The sequence below is a fragment of the Paraburkholderia saeva genome (assembly GCF_907164555.1).
Lineage (GTDB): Bacteria > Pseudomonadota > Gammaproteobacteria > Burkholderiales > Burkholderiaceae > Paraburkholderia > Paraburkholderia saeva.
This window is the reverse complement of sequence record NZ_CAJQZC010000009.1, coordinates 34788-49988: the sequence shown is the minus strand read 5'-3', so window position 1 is coordinate 49988 and position 15201 is coordinate 34788. Positions and strand designations below refer to the sequence as shown.

15 protein-coding genes are annotated in these 15201 nt (G+C 61.9%); 7 read left to right on the top strand and 8 right to left on the bottom strand.

What is annotated here, in order from left to right; genetic code table 11:
* Positions 1–80 precede the first annotated feature (80 nt).
* The 7 genes from LPA36_RS21660 to LPA36_RS21630 all read right to left on the bottom strand — a co-directional run bounded on the left by LPA36_RS21660 (position 81) and on the right by LPA36_RS21630 (position 6202).
* Positions 81–1430 carry an IS5 family transposase gene (locus tag LPA36_RS21660; RefSeq protein ID WP_228881272.1) on the bottom strand — a complete coding sequence of 450 codons (1350 nt, stop codon included), beginning with the start codon at positions 1428–1430 and terminating at the stop codon, positions 81–83.
* Between the two features lie 77 nt (positions 1431–1507).
* Positions 1508–1771, bottom strand: a complete 264-nt coding sequence (locus LPA36_RS21655) for a site-specific integrase (protein ID WP_228881269.1) — start codon at positions 1769–1771, stop codon at positions 1508–1510.
* 59 nt (positions 1772–1830) lie between these two features.
* Positions 1831–2016, bottom strand: a complete 186-nt coding sequence (locus LPA36_RS21650; RefSeq protein ID WP_228881266.1) for a hypothetical protein — start codon at positions 2014–2016, stop codon at positions 1831–1833.
* Positions 2017–2070: 54 nt separating this feature from the next.
* A complete protein-coding gene (locus tag LPA36_RS21645; protein ID WP_228881263.1) occupies positions 2071–3606 on the bottom strand; it encodes a tyrosine-type recombinase/integrase in 1536 nt (511 codons plus the stop codon).
* A gap of 94 nt (positions 3607–3700) precedes the next feature.
* Positions 3701–4216: a metal-dependent hydrolase gene (locus tag LPA36_RS21640; RefSeq protein ID WP_228881261.1), complete on the bottom strand. Its 516-nt coding sequence runs from the start codon at positions 4214–4216 to the stop codon at positions 3701–3703.
* A 132-nt stretch (positions 4217–4348) separates the two neighbouring features.
* Complete coding sequence (locus LPA36_RS21635) at positions 4349–4693, bottom strand: sugar ABC transporter ATPase (RefSeq protein WP_228881259.1); 345 nt, start codon at positions 4691–4693, stop codon at positions 4349–4351.
* 357 nt (positions 4694–5050) lie between these two features.
* Positions 5051–6202 carry a porin gene (locus tag LPA36_RS21630; protein ID WP_228881257.1) on the bottom strand — a complete coding sequence of 384 codons (1152 nt, stop codon included), beginning with the start codon at positions 6200–6202 and terminating at the stop codon, positions 5051–5053.
* A gap of 622 nt (positions 6203–6824) precedes the next feature.
* On the opposite strand from LPA36_RS21630, the gene LPA36_RS21625 reads away from it, so the two are divergent.
* The gene (locus LPA36_RS21625) at positions 6825–7349 is read left to right on the top strand and encodes a hypothetical protein (protein WP_228881823.1); all 525 of its coding nucleotides are present in this window, start codon (positions 6825–6827) and stop codon (positions 7347–7349) included.
* 28 nt (positions 7350–7377) lie between these two features.
* Here the strand turns inward: LPA36_RS21625 and LPA36_RS21620 are convergent, their stop codons facing one another.
* Positions 7378–7818 carry a hypothetical protein gene (locus tag LPA36_RS21620; protein ID WP_228881254.1) on the bottom strand — a complete coding sequence of 147 codons (441 nt, stop codon included), beginning with the start codon at positions 7816–7818 and terminating at the stop codon, positions 7378–7380.
* 211 nt (positions 7819–8029) lie between these two features.
* Here LPA36_RS21620 and LPA36_RS21615 point away from each other — a divergent pair, with 211 nt between their 5' ends.
* From LPA36_RS21615 to ggt, 6 genes are all read left to right on the top strand, one after another.
* Complete coding sequence (locus tag LPA36_RS21615) at positions 8030–8710, top strand: CDP-alcohol phosphatidyltransferase family protein (RefSeq protein ID WP_228881252.1); 681 nt, start codon at positions 8030–8032, stop codon at positions 8708–8710.
* A gap of 30 nt (positions 8711–8740) precedes the next feature.
* A complete protein-coding gene (locus LPA36_RS21610; protein WP_407674316.1) occupies positions 8741–9535 on the top strand; it encodes a HalD/BesD family halogenase in 795 nt (264 codons plus the stop codon).
* Complete coding sequence (locus LPA36_RS21605; protein WP_228881248.1) at positions 9532–10536, top strand: HpnL family protein; 1005 nt, start codon at positions 9532–9534, stop codon at positions 10534–10536. Before LPA36_RS21610 ends, LPA36_RS21605 begins: the two co-directional genes overlap by 4 nt.
* Before the next feature lie 23 nt (positions 10537–10559).
* Positions 10560–11336 (top strand): phosphocholine cytidylyltransferase family protein, encoded by a 777-nt coding sequence (locus LPA36_RS21600; RefSeq protein ID WP_228881245.1) that lies wholly within the window; start codon positions 10560–10562, stop codon positions 11334–11336.
* 228 nt (positions 11337–11564) lie between these two features.
* On the top strand, positions 11565–12968 hold the full coding sequence (locus tag LPA36_RS21595) for an MFS transporter (RefSeq protein ID WP_228881242.1): 1404 nt from the start codon (positions 11565–11567) through the stop codon (positions 12966–12968).
* Positions 12969–13298: 330 nt separating this feature from the next.
* On the top strand, positions 13299–15032 hold the full coding sequence (gene ggt, locus LPA36_RS21590) for a gamma-glutamyltransferase (RefSeq protein WP_228881239.1): 1734 nt from the start codon (positions 13299–13301) through the stop codon (positions 15030–15032).
* Positions 15033–15201 lie beyond the last annotated feature (169 nt).

Here is a 15201-nt window from a genome sequence, read left to right as displayed (position 1 = left end):
CAGAGCAGGCGCGTCCTCGGGCGTTGGCCGAAGCCCGTACGTAGTCGACCCTGAACAATTCATTTCCCGGGCCGCGGACGTCATACCATCACGTCGGCGGCAATGCAGCGGTTGAGCAAAGCAGCCAGAACGAAGACGCAAAAAAGCCGCAGCTTCCTCAGGATCATCCGCAGGTTGTGGCCGGCACCGCACAGTACCGCGTGCATCGCGTCGCCGAGCGCACCTTTGAGCCAGTTGCGATCAAGTTTTCCGTCTGTCTTCATGTGACCGATGGCTGGCTCGATCGCGCTGCGCCGTCGGATCATTGCGCGTAGTCCGCGTGTGATACCCCGGCGCAACCCCGGGTGGTAGATCTTCACGCCGTCGAGCGTGACACCCTTGTAGCCACGGTCGACGATGGCCACTTCCGGCGTGGCGTCGCACAGGATTGCCGCCTGCTCCAGCGCTTCAGCCAGCGTATGACCGTCGTACGGATTGCCTGGCATCGAGCGCATACCAACTATCAATCCTTCCTTGTGAGTCGTCGTGGTCGACACTTTCACACCGAATTCGTAGGGTATGCGGGCTTTGCCTTTGGCTAGACACTCGACTTCAGGCGCGTGTAGCGCATAAAGCTTGTTCTTGTCTTTCGGCTTCTGCGCCAGGATGCGCTTCGTGCGGCCAATCAGGTCCATTAATGCCGCACGGCCTGGGTCTGTCACCTGAGCGACCTGTCGCTCCACATCGCGCACGCCCCGAAGGAAGTCCCCTTGGGGGATCACCCGTCCAACGCGTGAACGCAGCGTGCGCAGTGCTTTCCTCATGCGTTTGTACTGCTTCGCATGAGCGTAGCGGCCAATCTGCAGCCCCAGACGCGGCGCCTCGCGGTTGTAGTTCTGCCGCAGCTTCAGGCCGTGCCGCGCGGCCGCCTTCACCAGATGTTCGCGACACCGCTCGAGCAGGCGTGAATCGGTTGGATGGGCGATCGCTTTTTCCATCACCGTCGTGTCGACGATCACCCGCTTCACGCTCGTGGCCTTGATCACGCCGGCACGTTTTGCCGCCTCGATCGTCTCGGCCAGCAACTCTTTAACGGCGGCTTCGCCCAGACGCTTCCTCCAGCGCGTCAGGCTCGACGGGTCGATCGGCGGCTCCGTCTGCAGGTACGTCTCGCCCGTAAAGACCTGCCAGTACGGGTTTTCAACCCATTGCCAGACGACCTCTTCGTCGGACAGATCGAACGCGTGCTGCAAATACAGCAGCCCCGCAATCAGCCGCGGCGAGCTCGCTGGTCGACCTTTGCCCGACACGAAGCTCCCGCTCATCAATGCGCCCAGCCGCTCCCAGTTGATCAGGTCAGTCAGGCGTACCAGCGGATGCTTCAGGTTGATCTGTTCGCGCAGCGGTTGCCGGAAGAAATCTCCCTCCGGCACAGGCGTCTTCGGACCCATCTGCACCTCGTCGAAAAATGCAGGAATCTTGCGGTAATGTGCCAGGTTCCTGCAAATCTCACAACACCATTTCGGCCTCAAAGCTCCGCCGTGCGAGGCTCTCCGAATTGTTCAGGCTCGACTTCGTACTCGGGGTTCGGCAGTTGCGGTATCTCGCCCCTGCAGGTTTTTTCCAGGAATGCCCCGAGTTCCTGCCAGGCGGCGCGCATTTCCCGCTCATAGCGGCACTGATGATAGTGCCGCATGAGCTGGCGGTTGAGCTGCTTCTCCGACTGGTCGAGCGACGACACATGATTCAGGCACCGCTCGATCACGATGGGCATCACGCCGAGCGCCTGCATCTACATTGCACTCGTGCAGGCGGTCCGTAAAAATCACAGGGTTGATTTACATGATCGGGTTATTCAGTTGTGGTCCGGTGGCCTTCATCGAGAATGGTATTGAGCGCTTCATGATGGACCACGAGGATGCGTTGCCAGCAGCGATACTGCTGCATCCTGAGCATATGGTTGATGTTCAGCGGGAACTTGATGACATGGATACTGATGCGCTTCGACTGCTGCACCTCGATATCGTAGTGAGCCACGGATGTCGCGTTCCCGTATTGCTGGACCACCGTTGCCGGTGGTACGCACTATAGTCACGCCGCGTCGAGCAGTCCCGCTTGCGGGGCATCGTTGACGGCAACCGTATCAGCGCCTGCGATGCGCGGGGCGGCCGGTGTGTCAAGCTGTTCAAGATACTGTCCAAGCCGGTGCCACGCGTCACGCATTTCAGGTTCGTAGGTGTATTGATGATAGGTCCGCAGCAGCGCCGGGTTGAGCCGTTTCATCCGTGCCTTGGTAGTGACTGCATGATTCAGGCAGCGCTCGACCACATCATCCGCGACGCCGCATGCGAGCATGAACGTCGCTCCGGTGCGGCGCAGATCATGCGCGCTCCACGGACCGCCCGGCAGGACCAGCGAGCGGCCGCTGACTTCGGATATGAGGGTCTTTCGCCCCCAGTTGCGGTCGATGCTCTGGCGATAACCGATGGCGTTCTGTATCACGGAAGTTGCGACCGGCCGGTTCTTGCCTCCAGGCAGCAGCCACGGCGTGTGTCCGGTGAGTGCGTGCAGCTCACGCAGCAGGCGTACTGAAAAGCTGGACAGGTGAATCGTCAGCGCGCGTCGGCCCTTGGCCCTTTCTGCAGGAATAAACCAGGTTGCCTGCGCGAACTTGACGTTCGTCCACGGGGCTGCGCAGATTTCGTTGATCCGCACCAGGGTTGACAGCATCAGCCAGACCGCCAGCTCATGTTCGCGTGGCAACGGTGTCGCCAGACCCCGCCGGGAGCCGGTGCAGAAATCGAAGGCGGTGCGGATGGCCTGGAAGCGCCCGCGCAGTTCGCAAACTTCGTCTTCGGATAGCGCGCGGTCGCAGTAGCCCATGAAGTCGGGAGGCAGCAGCCGGTCGAGGTTGACGGAATCGACGGGGTTGACCTCGATCAGCCCGCGCCAGGGTTTGCGCCGCTGCCCCCACGCGAACAGGGTGGCCAGCCAGGTGCGCAGGTTGACCGCAGTCGCGGACTTTCCCGCCGCGACCAGCGTTTTCAGCGCATTACGCACATGCAGGTCGCTGATATCGGTTACACAGATGCTGGCAGTCGAGGGCAGGAAATGCAGTTCGAACATGCGCTCGATGCCCCGGCGCGATTTGGGTGTGTAATCGGCAAGCGCCTCGGGGTGCCACGCATCGTACATGGCCTGCATCGTCAGCCGCTGCTCGCGCTGCTGCTCGATGCTGGCCTGTTCCAGCCTGAGCTTCGCGGCGACCGCTTTTTTCTGGCCTGCCGGATCGGTGCCGCGCGAGACACGCAACGTGGTTTCCTCGAAGCGCTCGCGGATGGCGTCCAGGCTGTCGCGCGGCCACGCGCCGAGCGTCGCTTCACGGGACTGGCCGTCGAAGCGGTAGCGGAAGTGGACCGACACCGTGCCGTCGCGCGTGACATGCACCTTGCCTGACAGGCCCGAGCCGTCGCGCAGCGTGCGGTTGTCATCGGCGGCACCGAGGCGCGACAGCGTGACTTCGGTGATGGACTGACTGGTTTGTTCCCCCACGGCGTTCCCCGTAAACGGGTGGACCTGAGACGATTGTAGCGGATCGCGTCCGCTGTGACGAGACTGATAAGCCATTGATTTCATGACGGATAATACGTATTTTCACACGCTGCACCGCAATGAAATTTCTACACAGACCTGCGAACAAAATGTGGGGATAACCTCGCCGCTACCCCAGCCGCAAATGCGGCAACATCGCCATCGCATGACCGCCGTGCCACCATACGTGTCCGGCGACGAACCACGCCGCCACCCACGCCGCGCCGACAACCAGCAGATCGCAACGTCCGCTGTTCCACCAGTTGAGCGAATGGCGTCCGGCGATCCATGGCACGCCGAGCGGATTGGGCCAGTCCGCGAGCAGATGCATCAGTCCGCCGCACGCGAAGCCGAATAGCGGCGCTGCGAACGTGCGATGACCGAGCAGGTGATACGACCACGCGAGCAGCGCGAGCCAGCCGATGCCCCAGTGTGTCACCGTGCGATGTGTGATCCAGAGACGTCGCGAGCGCGACCACCATGCCACTTCGAGCCAGTCCGGCGCGGTGCCGCCCGCCACGCCGCCGATGAACGCGAAGAGCGTCCACAGATGATACGGACCGCTTGCATGCGCGTGCGCGACGAGCGCCGCGGCGATGAGGCCGGCAGCCCAGCCGGTCGCATGATGTGCCTTGCTTGATGCCATCGTTATCCGCGCCGCGTGAGAAAGAAGGGCGGCCATGTTCGCAGATGCGCGCGCCAAACGGAAGCGTTCACGCGCTCATTTGAACGCGCGTGTATCGAAACGCGCATCGCGTCGAAAGAGTGACGCGCGGTATCAGACCGCGCAGCGCGCGATATCGAAACGCAACTCCGGTTCTGGCGGATCTTCCGGCGAGTCGTCGGGGCGCAGCACCTTGATCACCGAGCCGTGGGCTGACGGCGTCAGCGTGACGAAATACGAACTGTGCGAACTGGAACCCACCGTCAGTTCCGTCGAGCCGTTGACGCGGGACGTCTCGACACGCGAAAGACGGCTCACGAGGCAGCTTGCGATATCGACGGTTGAACGTTGCGACGAGACGTACAACATCGGGTCGGCGGAGCTCGTCTTTGGCGTGCTGCCGGACGAGCCGCACGCGGCGAGAACAGCAACAGGAAGCAGCAAAAGAAGTCTTTTCATGAGTCCAGTCGTCGGCGTCCCCGTTAATGCGCGGGAACATGGGGCGCGGGCGGAGCGCGATACGTGCAGTGGAAATTCACAACACTCCGCGACGAAGGCCGTCGTTCTTCGGACGCACGCACCGCGCGCGATGCAACGCAATGGGACGCAGAACAGGAAGGCGGCTATCACAAAGTATACGCGCCGTTATCGAATGAATCGACCCATCTGCCGCCCCGCGCGCTGACTAGAACGCGTGCACGACGCCGCTCACACGAAAACGCGTGCGTACAAAACGCGCCCATAAAAAACGCGCGCGTGGCGGGAGCACGCGCGCGTTTCGCCGGACGAGGCTCAACGCCCGGTCCGCATGCAGCATCAGAAGCGGTGACGCAGGCCGACTGCTACCGCCGTCTGGTTCGCCGTCGACGACGGCGTCAGCGTATTGATCGAGGCCACGTTGGCGCCGAAGTTGCCGAGTTCGCCCGATGCGTGCTGGTACACGCCTTCGAGGTAGACGTCGGTCCGCTTGCTCAGCGCATAGTCGCCCTGCAGCGACACCGTATGCCACTTCGGGTCCCCCGAGCCGTTCGAACCCGACACCTTGCCGTTCGTGAACGTGTAGGCAGCCGCGAGGCTCAACGCCGGCGTGAACGAGTACTTGCCGTTCACTTCGTAGTTGTCCATATGCAGGTTCGTGCCGGCGAGACCGCCGATGAACGTGCCGCCGACGTTCGCGCTTTGCAGGTTGTCGAGCTGCGTGTGCGTCCACAGGAGGCCGACCGTTGCCGGGCCGAACGCGTAGTTCGCGCCCACGCCATAGGTGCGTTGCAGTTCGGCAGCGAGATTCGCGCTACCGTCGCCGCTCGATACTGCGCCGCCCGTGTTGTTGCTGCCCGCATTGTTCAGTTGCAGGTACGCAGCCGCGACGCTCAGCGGGCCGTTCGCATACGATGCACCGACGCTGTACGCGCGGTTGTTCGCGAACTGGCCGGCGGCGTTGCTGAAGCCGTACAGGCCGCCGAACTGCAGACCGGCGTAGTTCGCGCTCGTGTACTTGACCGCGTTCTTGACGGAGAACGAGTTGTCGAGGTTGTCGTTGTCGAACGGGTGACCCGCCAGGTTGTTGCCGTAGCCCGAGCCCGCAGCCGACAGCGGCGCAAGGTAGTCGACCACGGAATCGTACTGGCGGCCGAGCGTCAGCGCGCCGTATTGATCGCTCTTCAGGCCCACGTAGGCCTGGCGATTGAACATCGTGTTGTTCTCGGAAAACGCGCCGTTGTTCAGATTAAAGCCGCTTTCGAGGGTGAAGATGGCATGCAGACCGGCACCCAGGTCTTCGCTGCCGCGCAGGCCGAAGTACGTGTTCGAGACCGAGCCGCTGCCTTGCTGCCAGTTGCTGTGACCCGCCTGGTTGTTCGTGTAGATGAGGCCGGCGTCGAGTGTGCCGTACAGCGTGACGCTGCTTTGCGCTTCTGCCGAGGCGGCGAACGCGCCGAGAATACCCGCAACGATGAGGGTTTTTTTCATGCTTTTTAACTCCGGGACAGTGCATGGGGAATCGCGTCCAGTTCCATGCTGATAGAGCCGGTCTGTTGGCGATTCGCAGCGAAGTGTATTCGTCTGTTGACAGATTTTTGTCCCGATCGACGCAATAATGATTTTCGAAAATGGTAATGACGAAATAAATCGCCGTAACTACCGATATACAAAAGGATTTTTGCGATGGAATATAAAAATGCGCCGTATTTCAGGTGATTATTCGTTGCGGAGCCGCCACGGACCGGGATGTGCGGCCGGCACTGTCTACGGGTGCATTATTAATCCGACAAGAAAGTTCAGATATTTTTCTTGCAATATATTGTTGCGCATCCTGATGATTCGCCATCGGGCGACAGCGTTTTCTAACTGGCAGTTCTTCTGTGCGCGGGATTTGTCTTCCTGCTTTTAACGAGATTTCAAGGTCGCGTTAATTTTAAAATCGCCAGTAATATAAATTAATTAATGCGATATACGCAATTCACTGTTCCGCCACGCCGGGTATTTCGCGGACGTCTTGTCCGTCTGGCCGGGTGAGGACTTCGCGGGCCGCGATGCGGGTAAAATCCGGCGCTTGTCTGCTGGAATGTCCCCGAACGTGAGTAAAACTGTCATGCCCGAAAATTCGCTTCCCTCATCCGACCCCACCGCCGAAGACGAAACCGCCGTGCCCGAGGTTCAGCAGGACCCGCGTCTGTGGCGCGACGGCGGCTGGACGGCGCGCGTCATCAAGAACGAGGACGATGACGGCTGGGCGGTGCAGATGATCAAGGACGGCGAGCCCGAACCCGCGCTCGTTGGCCCGTGGACGATGGGCCGCGACAAGAAGAACCCGAAGCCGCTCGATACCTCGGCGTTCAACACGCTGGTGAAAACGGCATCGGAGGTATTGCGGCGCCACGAGCAGCAGCTGCATGCGCTGCTTCACAAGAGCGTGAACGTCGCATCGGCATCCGGCGATGACGAACTGGAAATCACGCTCGACATCGTGCCTTCGGAAGACGATCCCTACGCGTTGCTCACGGCGCTCGATCCGTACGGCGAGCAGCTCGCGCAGGTCAAGGTCGCACCGAACTTCAAGCTGACGAAGGCGAGTGCGGCAACGTGGGTCGAGAACGATTTCCGCCGGCCGGGCTGAATGCAGCCTGGCGCGGGCGCGGCGCGTTCTAGCTGCGCTTGCAGAAAATGGCAGTCAGATGCGGCCCGGCGTGGTGCACGATCGCCGTGCCGCCCAGGCCGTCGACGACCGCCTGCACTTTCGTGTCGCTGCCGAACACGACGACGCCGTACGCTGACTTTGCGAGCGGCTCGCCGTCGCCGTTGCGGAACATCGGGTCGTCTTTTTCAAAGCCGACTATCGCGAACACAGGAAAGCCGAACGCCGTGAGTTTCGCGCCGCGTGAGGGCCAGAACGCGTTGATCGAGTTGCTCTCGACGCGCATGGGCTTCGGATCGATCAGTTGCTGGCCAGCGAGATCGGCGAAAAAACTGTGGGCGGTGGTGTTGCAGGCGAGCGCCGCGTCGAGGTCGGACGCGTGTGAAATCGTAGGTACCGCAGCGAGCAAAAGGGCAAAAACGGTAAAAAAGGCGGGGATGAAACGTTTCATGAGTATCCGGATGGTGCGTTCGCAATCCGCCGGCGAGATTCGCGGCGGAGGTTGCGCAACGGCCATGAGAACCATGGTGGCGCAACAGGTACCGCACTCTACCAGGAATCTCGAAAACGCGCTCCCAGGACTACGCCGAATCGACGATTTTGCGCAACGAAACAGTGACGTAGAGAGCAAGGAATTCTGATCCCGTATATATTTCCGGGTTATGAATCGACGACCCCCCATCCGCCCGAACGTTCCCGCGCCTCGCACATGGGACGCGCGGCTCGCACGCCGGCTTGTCACGCCTCTCATCGATACCCGCGTCACCCCCAATCATCTCACCACGCTGCGCCTCCTGATTGGCGTTGCAGGCGCACTGTGCCTCGCTCGTGGGGGATTTGCCGCATCGAACGTGGGTGCGTTTCTGATCGTGCTGTCGAATTTCGTCGATCACACCGACGGCGAACTTGCCCGCATCAGCGGCAAGACGAGCCGGATCGGTCATTTTTACGACCTCGCGAGCGACGCGCTCGTGACGGTCATGCTGTTCCTCGGCATGGGCATCGGCATGAACGCGGCCGGGGGCCACGGCCACGGCCTGATCGTTCCGCCGGCGTGGCTGGGCGGCATTGCGGGTGTGTCGGTGGCCGTGATTTTCTTCCTGCGCATGCGGATCGAGGAAATGGCGGGCAAGGCCGGCACGAAGCAGGCGTCCGCTGGCGGCTTCGAGACCGAAGATGTGCTGTATCTGTTGCCGCTCGTCACGCTGACGTCCGGCATATCGTTGTTCATCATCGCCGCATCGATCGGTGCGCCGCTCTTTGCCGTGTGGGTGATGATTGATTACCGCCGCGTGTCGCGCCGGGTAGAGCCCGCAGCGCAAACCGGCCGGGTTATGGGTTAGCAGATGAATTCGAATGCTGGAAACGACGTGATGGATTCCGTCACGTTGGACGATACACAGGCGAAGGGCGCGCAGCGCGCGATCCCTGACGCCGATCACGCCGTCGCGAACCGTACGCACGGTTTCGACAACGCGCGCCTGCGCAAGGACTTCGCCGATCAGGGCGCGTTTCTGTATCTCGACGATTTCCTCGCGCCGGAAGTGACGGCGCAACTCGTCGCGAGCGCCCGCGGGCTGCTCGGTGAGGTCAACCGCAACTATCTGCCGGGTCACAAGCAGGGTGGCAGCGTGAGCCGCCATACGATCGATCGCCTTGCGCCGTTCATCGCCGAGCTGTACCGGTCGGAGGAACTGATCGGCTGGCTCGAGCAGCTGTCCGGCGACAAGCTGATGGTGTCGCCCGCCGACGATCCGCACGCGTACGCGCTCTATTACTACACGCGCTCCGGCGACCATATCGGCTGGCATTACGACACGTCGTACTACGACGGCCGTCGTTACACGCTGCTGCTCGGGGTGATCGACGAATCGACGTGCCGTCTCGACTACGAACTGCACACCCGCGACGACAGCAAACCAGACGAACCCGGTTCCGTGCAGATCCCGCCGGGCGGCCTCGTGTTCTTCGACGGCGACAAGCTGCGTCACCGCATCTCGCCGATGGGCGAAAACGAAATGCGCGTCTCGCTGACGTTCGAATACGTCACCGATCCGAACATGCGGCCGTGGAAGCGCGTCATTTCGAACATGAAGGACGCGATCGCGTACTTCGGTTTCCGTCAGGTCTTCAGGCAACTGATGAAGAAGAACGGAGACGCCGCGTGACGCGCGCTGCCATGATCCTGCTGACGATCGGCACTGCGCTGTTCGTCGCGTTGCTCGCATGGCAGGGCTTCGGCTCGGTCGCCTCGACGCTGCTCGCGGCGGGCTGGGGTCTCGCGCTCGTTGCTGCGTTCCATGTATTGCCGCTCGTGCTCGACGCCGGCGCCATCTCCGTCCTCTTCAAGCCGCGTCAGGATCTCGTGACGCATCGCGACGCCGTGTTTGCGCGCTGGATCGGCGAATCGGTGAACAGCCTGTTGCCGGCTGGCCAGATCGGCGGCCCCGTCGTGATGGTGCGCCAGCTCTCGCAACGCGGCATGCGCATGCGCGATGCCGCGGCGGCCGTCACCGTGAGCACGACGTTGCAGGCACTCGCGCAGATCGTCTTCGCGGTCGTCGGCCTCCTGATGTTCAGTGCGTATGCCACGCACGGTCCGCTGCGCGAACTGCGCACCGCGACGTTCATCGGCACGGGCGTGCTCGGCGGCATGGTCGTGATGTTCTATTTCGCGCAACGGCGTGGGCTGTTCGGCCGTCTTCTGCGCACCGTATCGAAGGTGTTCGGCAAGCGCGACTGGTCGGCGCTCACCGACAGCGCCGATTCGATCGATGCCGCCGTCCATTCGCTTTATCAGGAGCGCGGGCGTGCGGCTGCGAGCTTTGTGCTGAGCTTCGTCGGCTGGCTGGTGGGCACGGTCGAAGTGTGGCTCGCGTTGCGCTTCCTTGGCCATCCGGTCGACTGGGTCGATGCAATGCTTCTTGAGAGTATTGGTCAGGCGATCCGTGGTGCGGCGTTTGCGATTCCCGGCTCGCTCGGTGTGCAGGAGGGCGGCTACCTCCTGCTCGCGCCGCTCGTCGGTCTGCCGCCCGATGCGGCGCTGGCGCTCTCGCTCACCAAACGCGCACGCGAACTCCTGCTCGGTTTGCCGGGCCTGTTGTATCTGCATTTCAGCGAACGAAAATGGCAACGCCGTCGTGCGACGCGCGTGCCTGTCGCCGACTAACCGTCTTTTAGAAAGGGCCGCCCATGCGCGCGATCATCCTTGCTGCAGGTCTTGGCCTGCGTCTCCAGCAACCTGCTGGCGATCAGTTTCCGAAGTGCCTGTTGCAATTCGACGGCGTAACGCTACTCGAGCGTCATCTGCAGATGCTCGACGCCGCCGGCGTTCATGATGTTGTGCTCGCGCTCGGCTTCCAGCCGGAACTCGTCGAGGCAGAGTTGAAGCGCATCAACTGGCCGCATAAGGTCGAGATCGTGCTGAATCCGCGCTTCGACCTCGGCAGCGTGCTGACCGTGCATACCGTCGCCGATGCGATCACGCGCGGCGGCGACGTCCTCGTGATGGATGCCGACGTGCTGTACGACGAGCGCATCCTGAGCGCGCTGGTGGCGGGCGAAACCGTCAACCGTCTGCTGATCGACCGCGACTTCGAAACGGGCGACGAGCCCGTCAAGCTGTGTCTGCAAGGCGGCGTGCCGGTCGAGCTGCGCAAGCAGCTGGCCGTTGGCCTGCAATACGACACGATCGGCGAATCGGTCGGCTTCTTCCGCTTCCGCGAGGAAACCGCGCGCCGCTTCGCGGACATCGTCGCGGGTTACATCGACAGCGGCCGCGCGAACATGCCGCATGAAGAAGCGGTGCGTGACCTGCTGCTCGAGCGCAGCCATGTGTTCGACACAGCCGACGTGACGGGCGCGCCGTGGATCGAGATCGACTTCCCGAACGACGTTGCGCGTGCAGCGAGCGAGATCCTCACGCAACTGCGTCCGTTCATCAGCCTGGCGCGTCAGACCACGTCCTGATCGTCGAAGGGCACAGGGCGCATGGTTGCGCTCCGTGCCGTGCGTCTGCCGCCTGCGCCATTTTGCTGGCGATGGCCATGGCGGCAGCGACGCGCAAACCCGGGCTCTGCGAGGCTCGTCAGCCTGTGCAACCGGGTTCAGGTGCGCGATTGACAGCATTGCGCAAGCGAGCGATGCGATAATCGCGGCTTTACGTCTGCGGCTTCCACGCCGATCGTCTACCTGCCAATGCCTCTTGCTCTAGGCACGTTCATCGTTCCCCTGATCGTCGCGTGTGCGATGTTCATGGAGAACGTCGATGCCACGGTCATCGTGACATCGCTTCCCGCCCTCGCGCGCGACCTCGGTCACGATCCCATTACCCTCAAGCTCGCGATCACCGCGTACGTGATTGGTCTCGGCGTGTTCATTCCAATCTGCGGCTGGGTGGCCGACCGCTTCGGTTCGCGCACGGTGTTTCGCACGGCGATCGGCATTTTCATCGTCGGCTCGCTGATCAGCGCCGCTTCGACCTCACTGCCGATGTTCGTCGTCGCGCGCTTCGTGCAGGGCATCGGCGGTGCGATGATGGTGCCGGTCGGGCGGATCATCATCTTCCGTTCGGTGCCGAAGTCGGACTTCATCCGCGCGGTCAACTATCTGACTGTGCCCGCGCTGCTCGGGCCGGTGGTCGGGCCGCCGCTCGGCGGCTTCATCACGACGTATCTGCACTGGCGGCTGATCTTCTTTATCAATATCCCGATCGGCATCTTCGGTATCTGGCTGGCGAACCGGCATATCGCGAACGTGCGTGAGGAACATCCCGGGCGCCTCGACTGGACAGGTTTTGTGCTCTCGGCCGGCGGTGCGTCGCTTCTGATGCTTGGCCTGTCGCTCGTCGGCGGCGAACTGGTGTCGGGCACCACGTCGACCCTCATGTGCGTGGTGGGCGCGTTGCTGCTCCTCTTCTACTGGTTTTATGCGCGACGCGTCGAATTGCCCGTACTCGACCTGCGGTTCTTGCGGATTCCGAGTTTTCACGCGAGCGTGGTGGGTGGGTCGCTGTTCCGGATCGGGCTGGGCGCGGTGCCGTTTCTGTTGCCGCTTGCGTTGCAGGAAGGCCTCGGGATGACTGCGTTCGCTGCGGGCGCGATTACGTGCGCGTCCGCGTTCGGCTCGATCTTCATGAAGACGTTTGCATCGGGCGTGCTGGCGCGCTTCGGCTTTCGCCACGTGCTGATGGTCAACGCGGCAATCTCGGGCCTTGTGATCGCCATTTACGGGCTCTTCGTGCCGGGCACGCCGCACTGGCTGATCTGGTGCGTTGTGCTGGTGGGCGGCGTGTTTCCGTCGTTGCAGTTCACGAGCCTGAATTCGCTCGCGTACGCCGACATTCCGAGCCGCGACATCGGCCGCGCGACGAGTGTGGCGAGCGTGATCCAGCAGATTTCGCTTGGGCTTGGCGTGACAATCGCCGGCCTCGTGCTGCAGATTTCACACGATCTGCAGGGCCACGCGACGATCGTCTGGACCGATTTCTGGCCGGCGTTTCTCTTCGTCGGTCTGTTCTCGTTTGCGTCGATTCCCGTCACGGCGCGAATGCCTGCCGGGAGTGGCGACGAAATCGCACGCGGCGGGCGAGGCAGCACGTAACGCACGCAACATCACGGGCTGCCGGCGCGGGGTGTTGCGCTGCGCGCGCTCATTCGCATCGTGTCATCGAACGCCCGTTCGCGGCGTAATTGCAGCGAATGCAATCCACTTTGATCGACGATGCCAGCACGATCGCACGTCGTTCCTTGCGGGGTGAACCCTGCGTGATTGCGCGGGCGCATTGATATATCTGCCTTCCCCAGACGACTTTTGCGTGCCGCACCATCGCCCATGCGCTTTGGGGCGCTTCGCAAACCCCGGACTCGCGTGATATAAGCCCAGAACAGACTTTTTCATCGCTGCATGAGGAGTTGATATGGGGGACACGCAATGAAGCTGTTCAACACTGTGAAGTCGTCGGCAACGGGGTTTGCGCTGGTCGCGCTGGTGACTACCTCGACCGCGTTTCTCGAGACCACGCCAGCCGTTGCGAAGGGCGTCGTCAGGGCGCAGCAGCCCGTACTGAGTGCATCCGCGATTGCGGTTGCGGACAAGTACAGCGCCGATGCTGCGGAGCAGATTTTCAAGGAAGGCGGCAATGCCGTCGACGCCGCCGTCGCGATTGCCTTCACGCTTGCCGTGACGTATCCGGAAGCGGGCAACATCGGTGGCGGCGGGTTCATGTCGCTGTACGTGAACGGCAAGCCGTATTTCATCGACTATCGCGAGCGTGCGCCGCTTGCGGCGACCCGCAACATGTACCTCGATGATCAGGGTAACGTGATCAAGGGCAAGAGCCTGTTCGGCTACTACGCCGTGGGCGTGCCGGGCACGGTGGCGGGCATGTGGGAAGCGCAGCACCGCTTTGGGCGGCTCAAGTGGAAGCAGGTCCTTGCCCCTGCGATCAAGTACGCTACCGACGGCTTCGAAGTCGACGAGCAGCTCGACAAGCGCCGCGAAGCCGCTTCGAAGGATTTCGCCGGCAAGACGAACTTCGATACATATTTTGGCAACCTGAAGCAGGGCGTCAACTTCAAGCAGCCTGATCTCGCCGCAGTGCTGACGCGGATTGCGCATGATGGCCCCAAGGACTTCTACAACGGCAAGACGGCGGACCTGATTGCGGCATCGATGCGCGGCCATGGCGCGATCACGAAGCGTGATCTGCAGGATTACCGTGCCGTGTGGCGCAAGCCGATCGAAGCCGACTGGAACGGCTATCACGTGATCACAGCACCGCCGCCGAGTTCGGGCGGCATTGGCCTCGTGCAGCTGTTGAAGATGAAGGCGGATCTCGCGTCCGACTTCAAGGGCGTGACGTTAAATTCAGCGCAATACGTACATCTGATTGCCGAGATCGAGAAGCGTGTATTTGCGGATCGTGCGCAATACCTGGGCGACCCTGACTTCTACAAGGTGCCGATCGAGCAGTTGACCGATGACGCGTACATTGCGAAGCGCGCTTCCGAGGTGAATCCGACGACGCCGTCTGACACGAAGAGCGTGCAGCCGGGGCTTGGCACGTCGATGCCGGAGAAGGCGGAGACGACGCATTTCTCGGTGGTCGACAAGTGGGGCAATGCCGTGTCGAACACGTACACCATCAATGGTTACTTTGGCTCGGGCGTGGTGGCGGAAGGTACCGGAATCGTGCTGAACGACGAGATGGACGATTTTGCTTCGAAGCCTGGCGTGCCGAACATGTTTGGCGTGGTGGGGAGCGACGCGAATTCGATTGAGCCGAAGAAGCGACCGTTGTCGTCGATGTCACCGACGATCCTGACGAAGGATGGCAAGGTATCGCTGGTGATTGGCACGCCGGGTGGCTCGCGCATTTTCACGTCGATTTTCCAGGTGATCAACAACGTGTACGACTTCAACATGCCGTTGCCGGACGCCGTGGGCGCGATGCGCTTCCACCATCAGCTGTTGCCGCCGAACACGATTTTCTGGGAGCCGTACAAGCCGATTGAGGGTGATCTCGCGAAGGAGATCGAGGCGAAGGGATACGTGCTGAAGGGGCAGGATTTCAGCGGCGACATCCAGGCGATCAAGATCAATGGGGATACACCGGAGGCGGTATCCGATCCGCGCGGGCGCGGGATCTCGCGGGTGATCCAGTAACAGATTTGTGGGAAGGAAGTGAAAACGGGCATCGAAAATTCGATGCCCGTTTTTCATGGTGGCGAGGCGGCACGATCTGTACACCCAGGGTACTTAGCAATCCAGACCAGGCAAAAGAAACACCGAAACCTCACGGGCGCGCACGAAGTGCGAAGCCGGATGAATGACT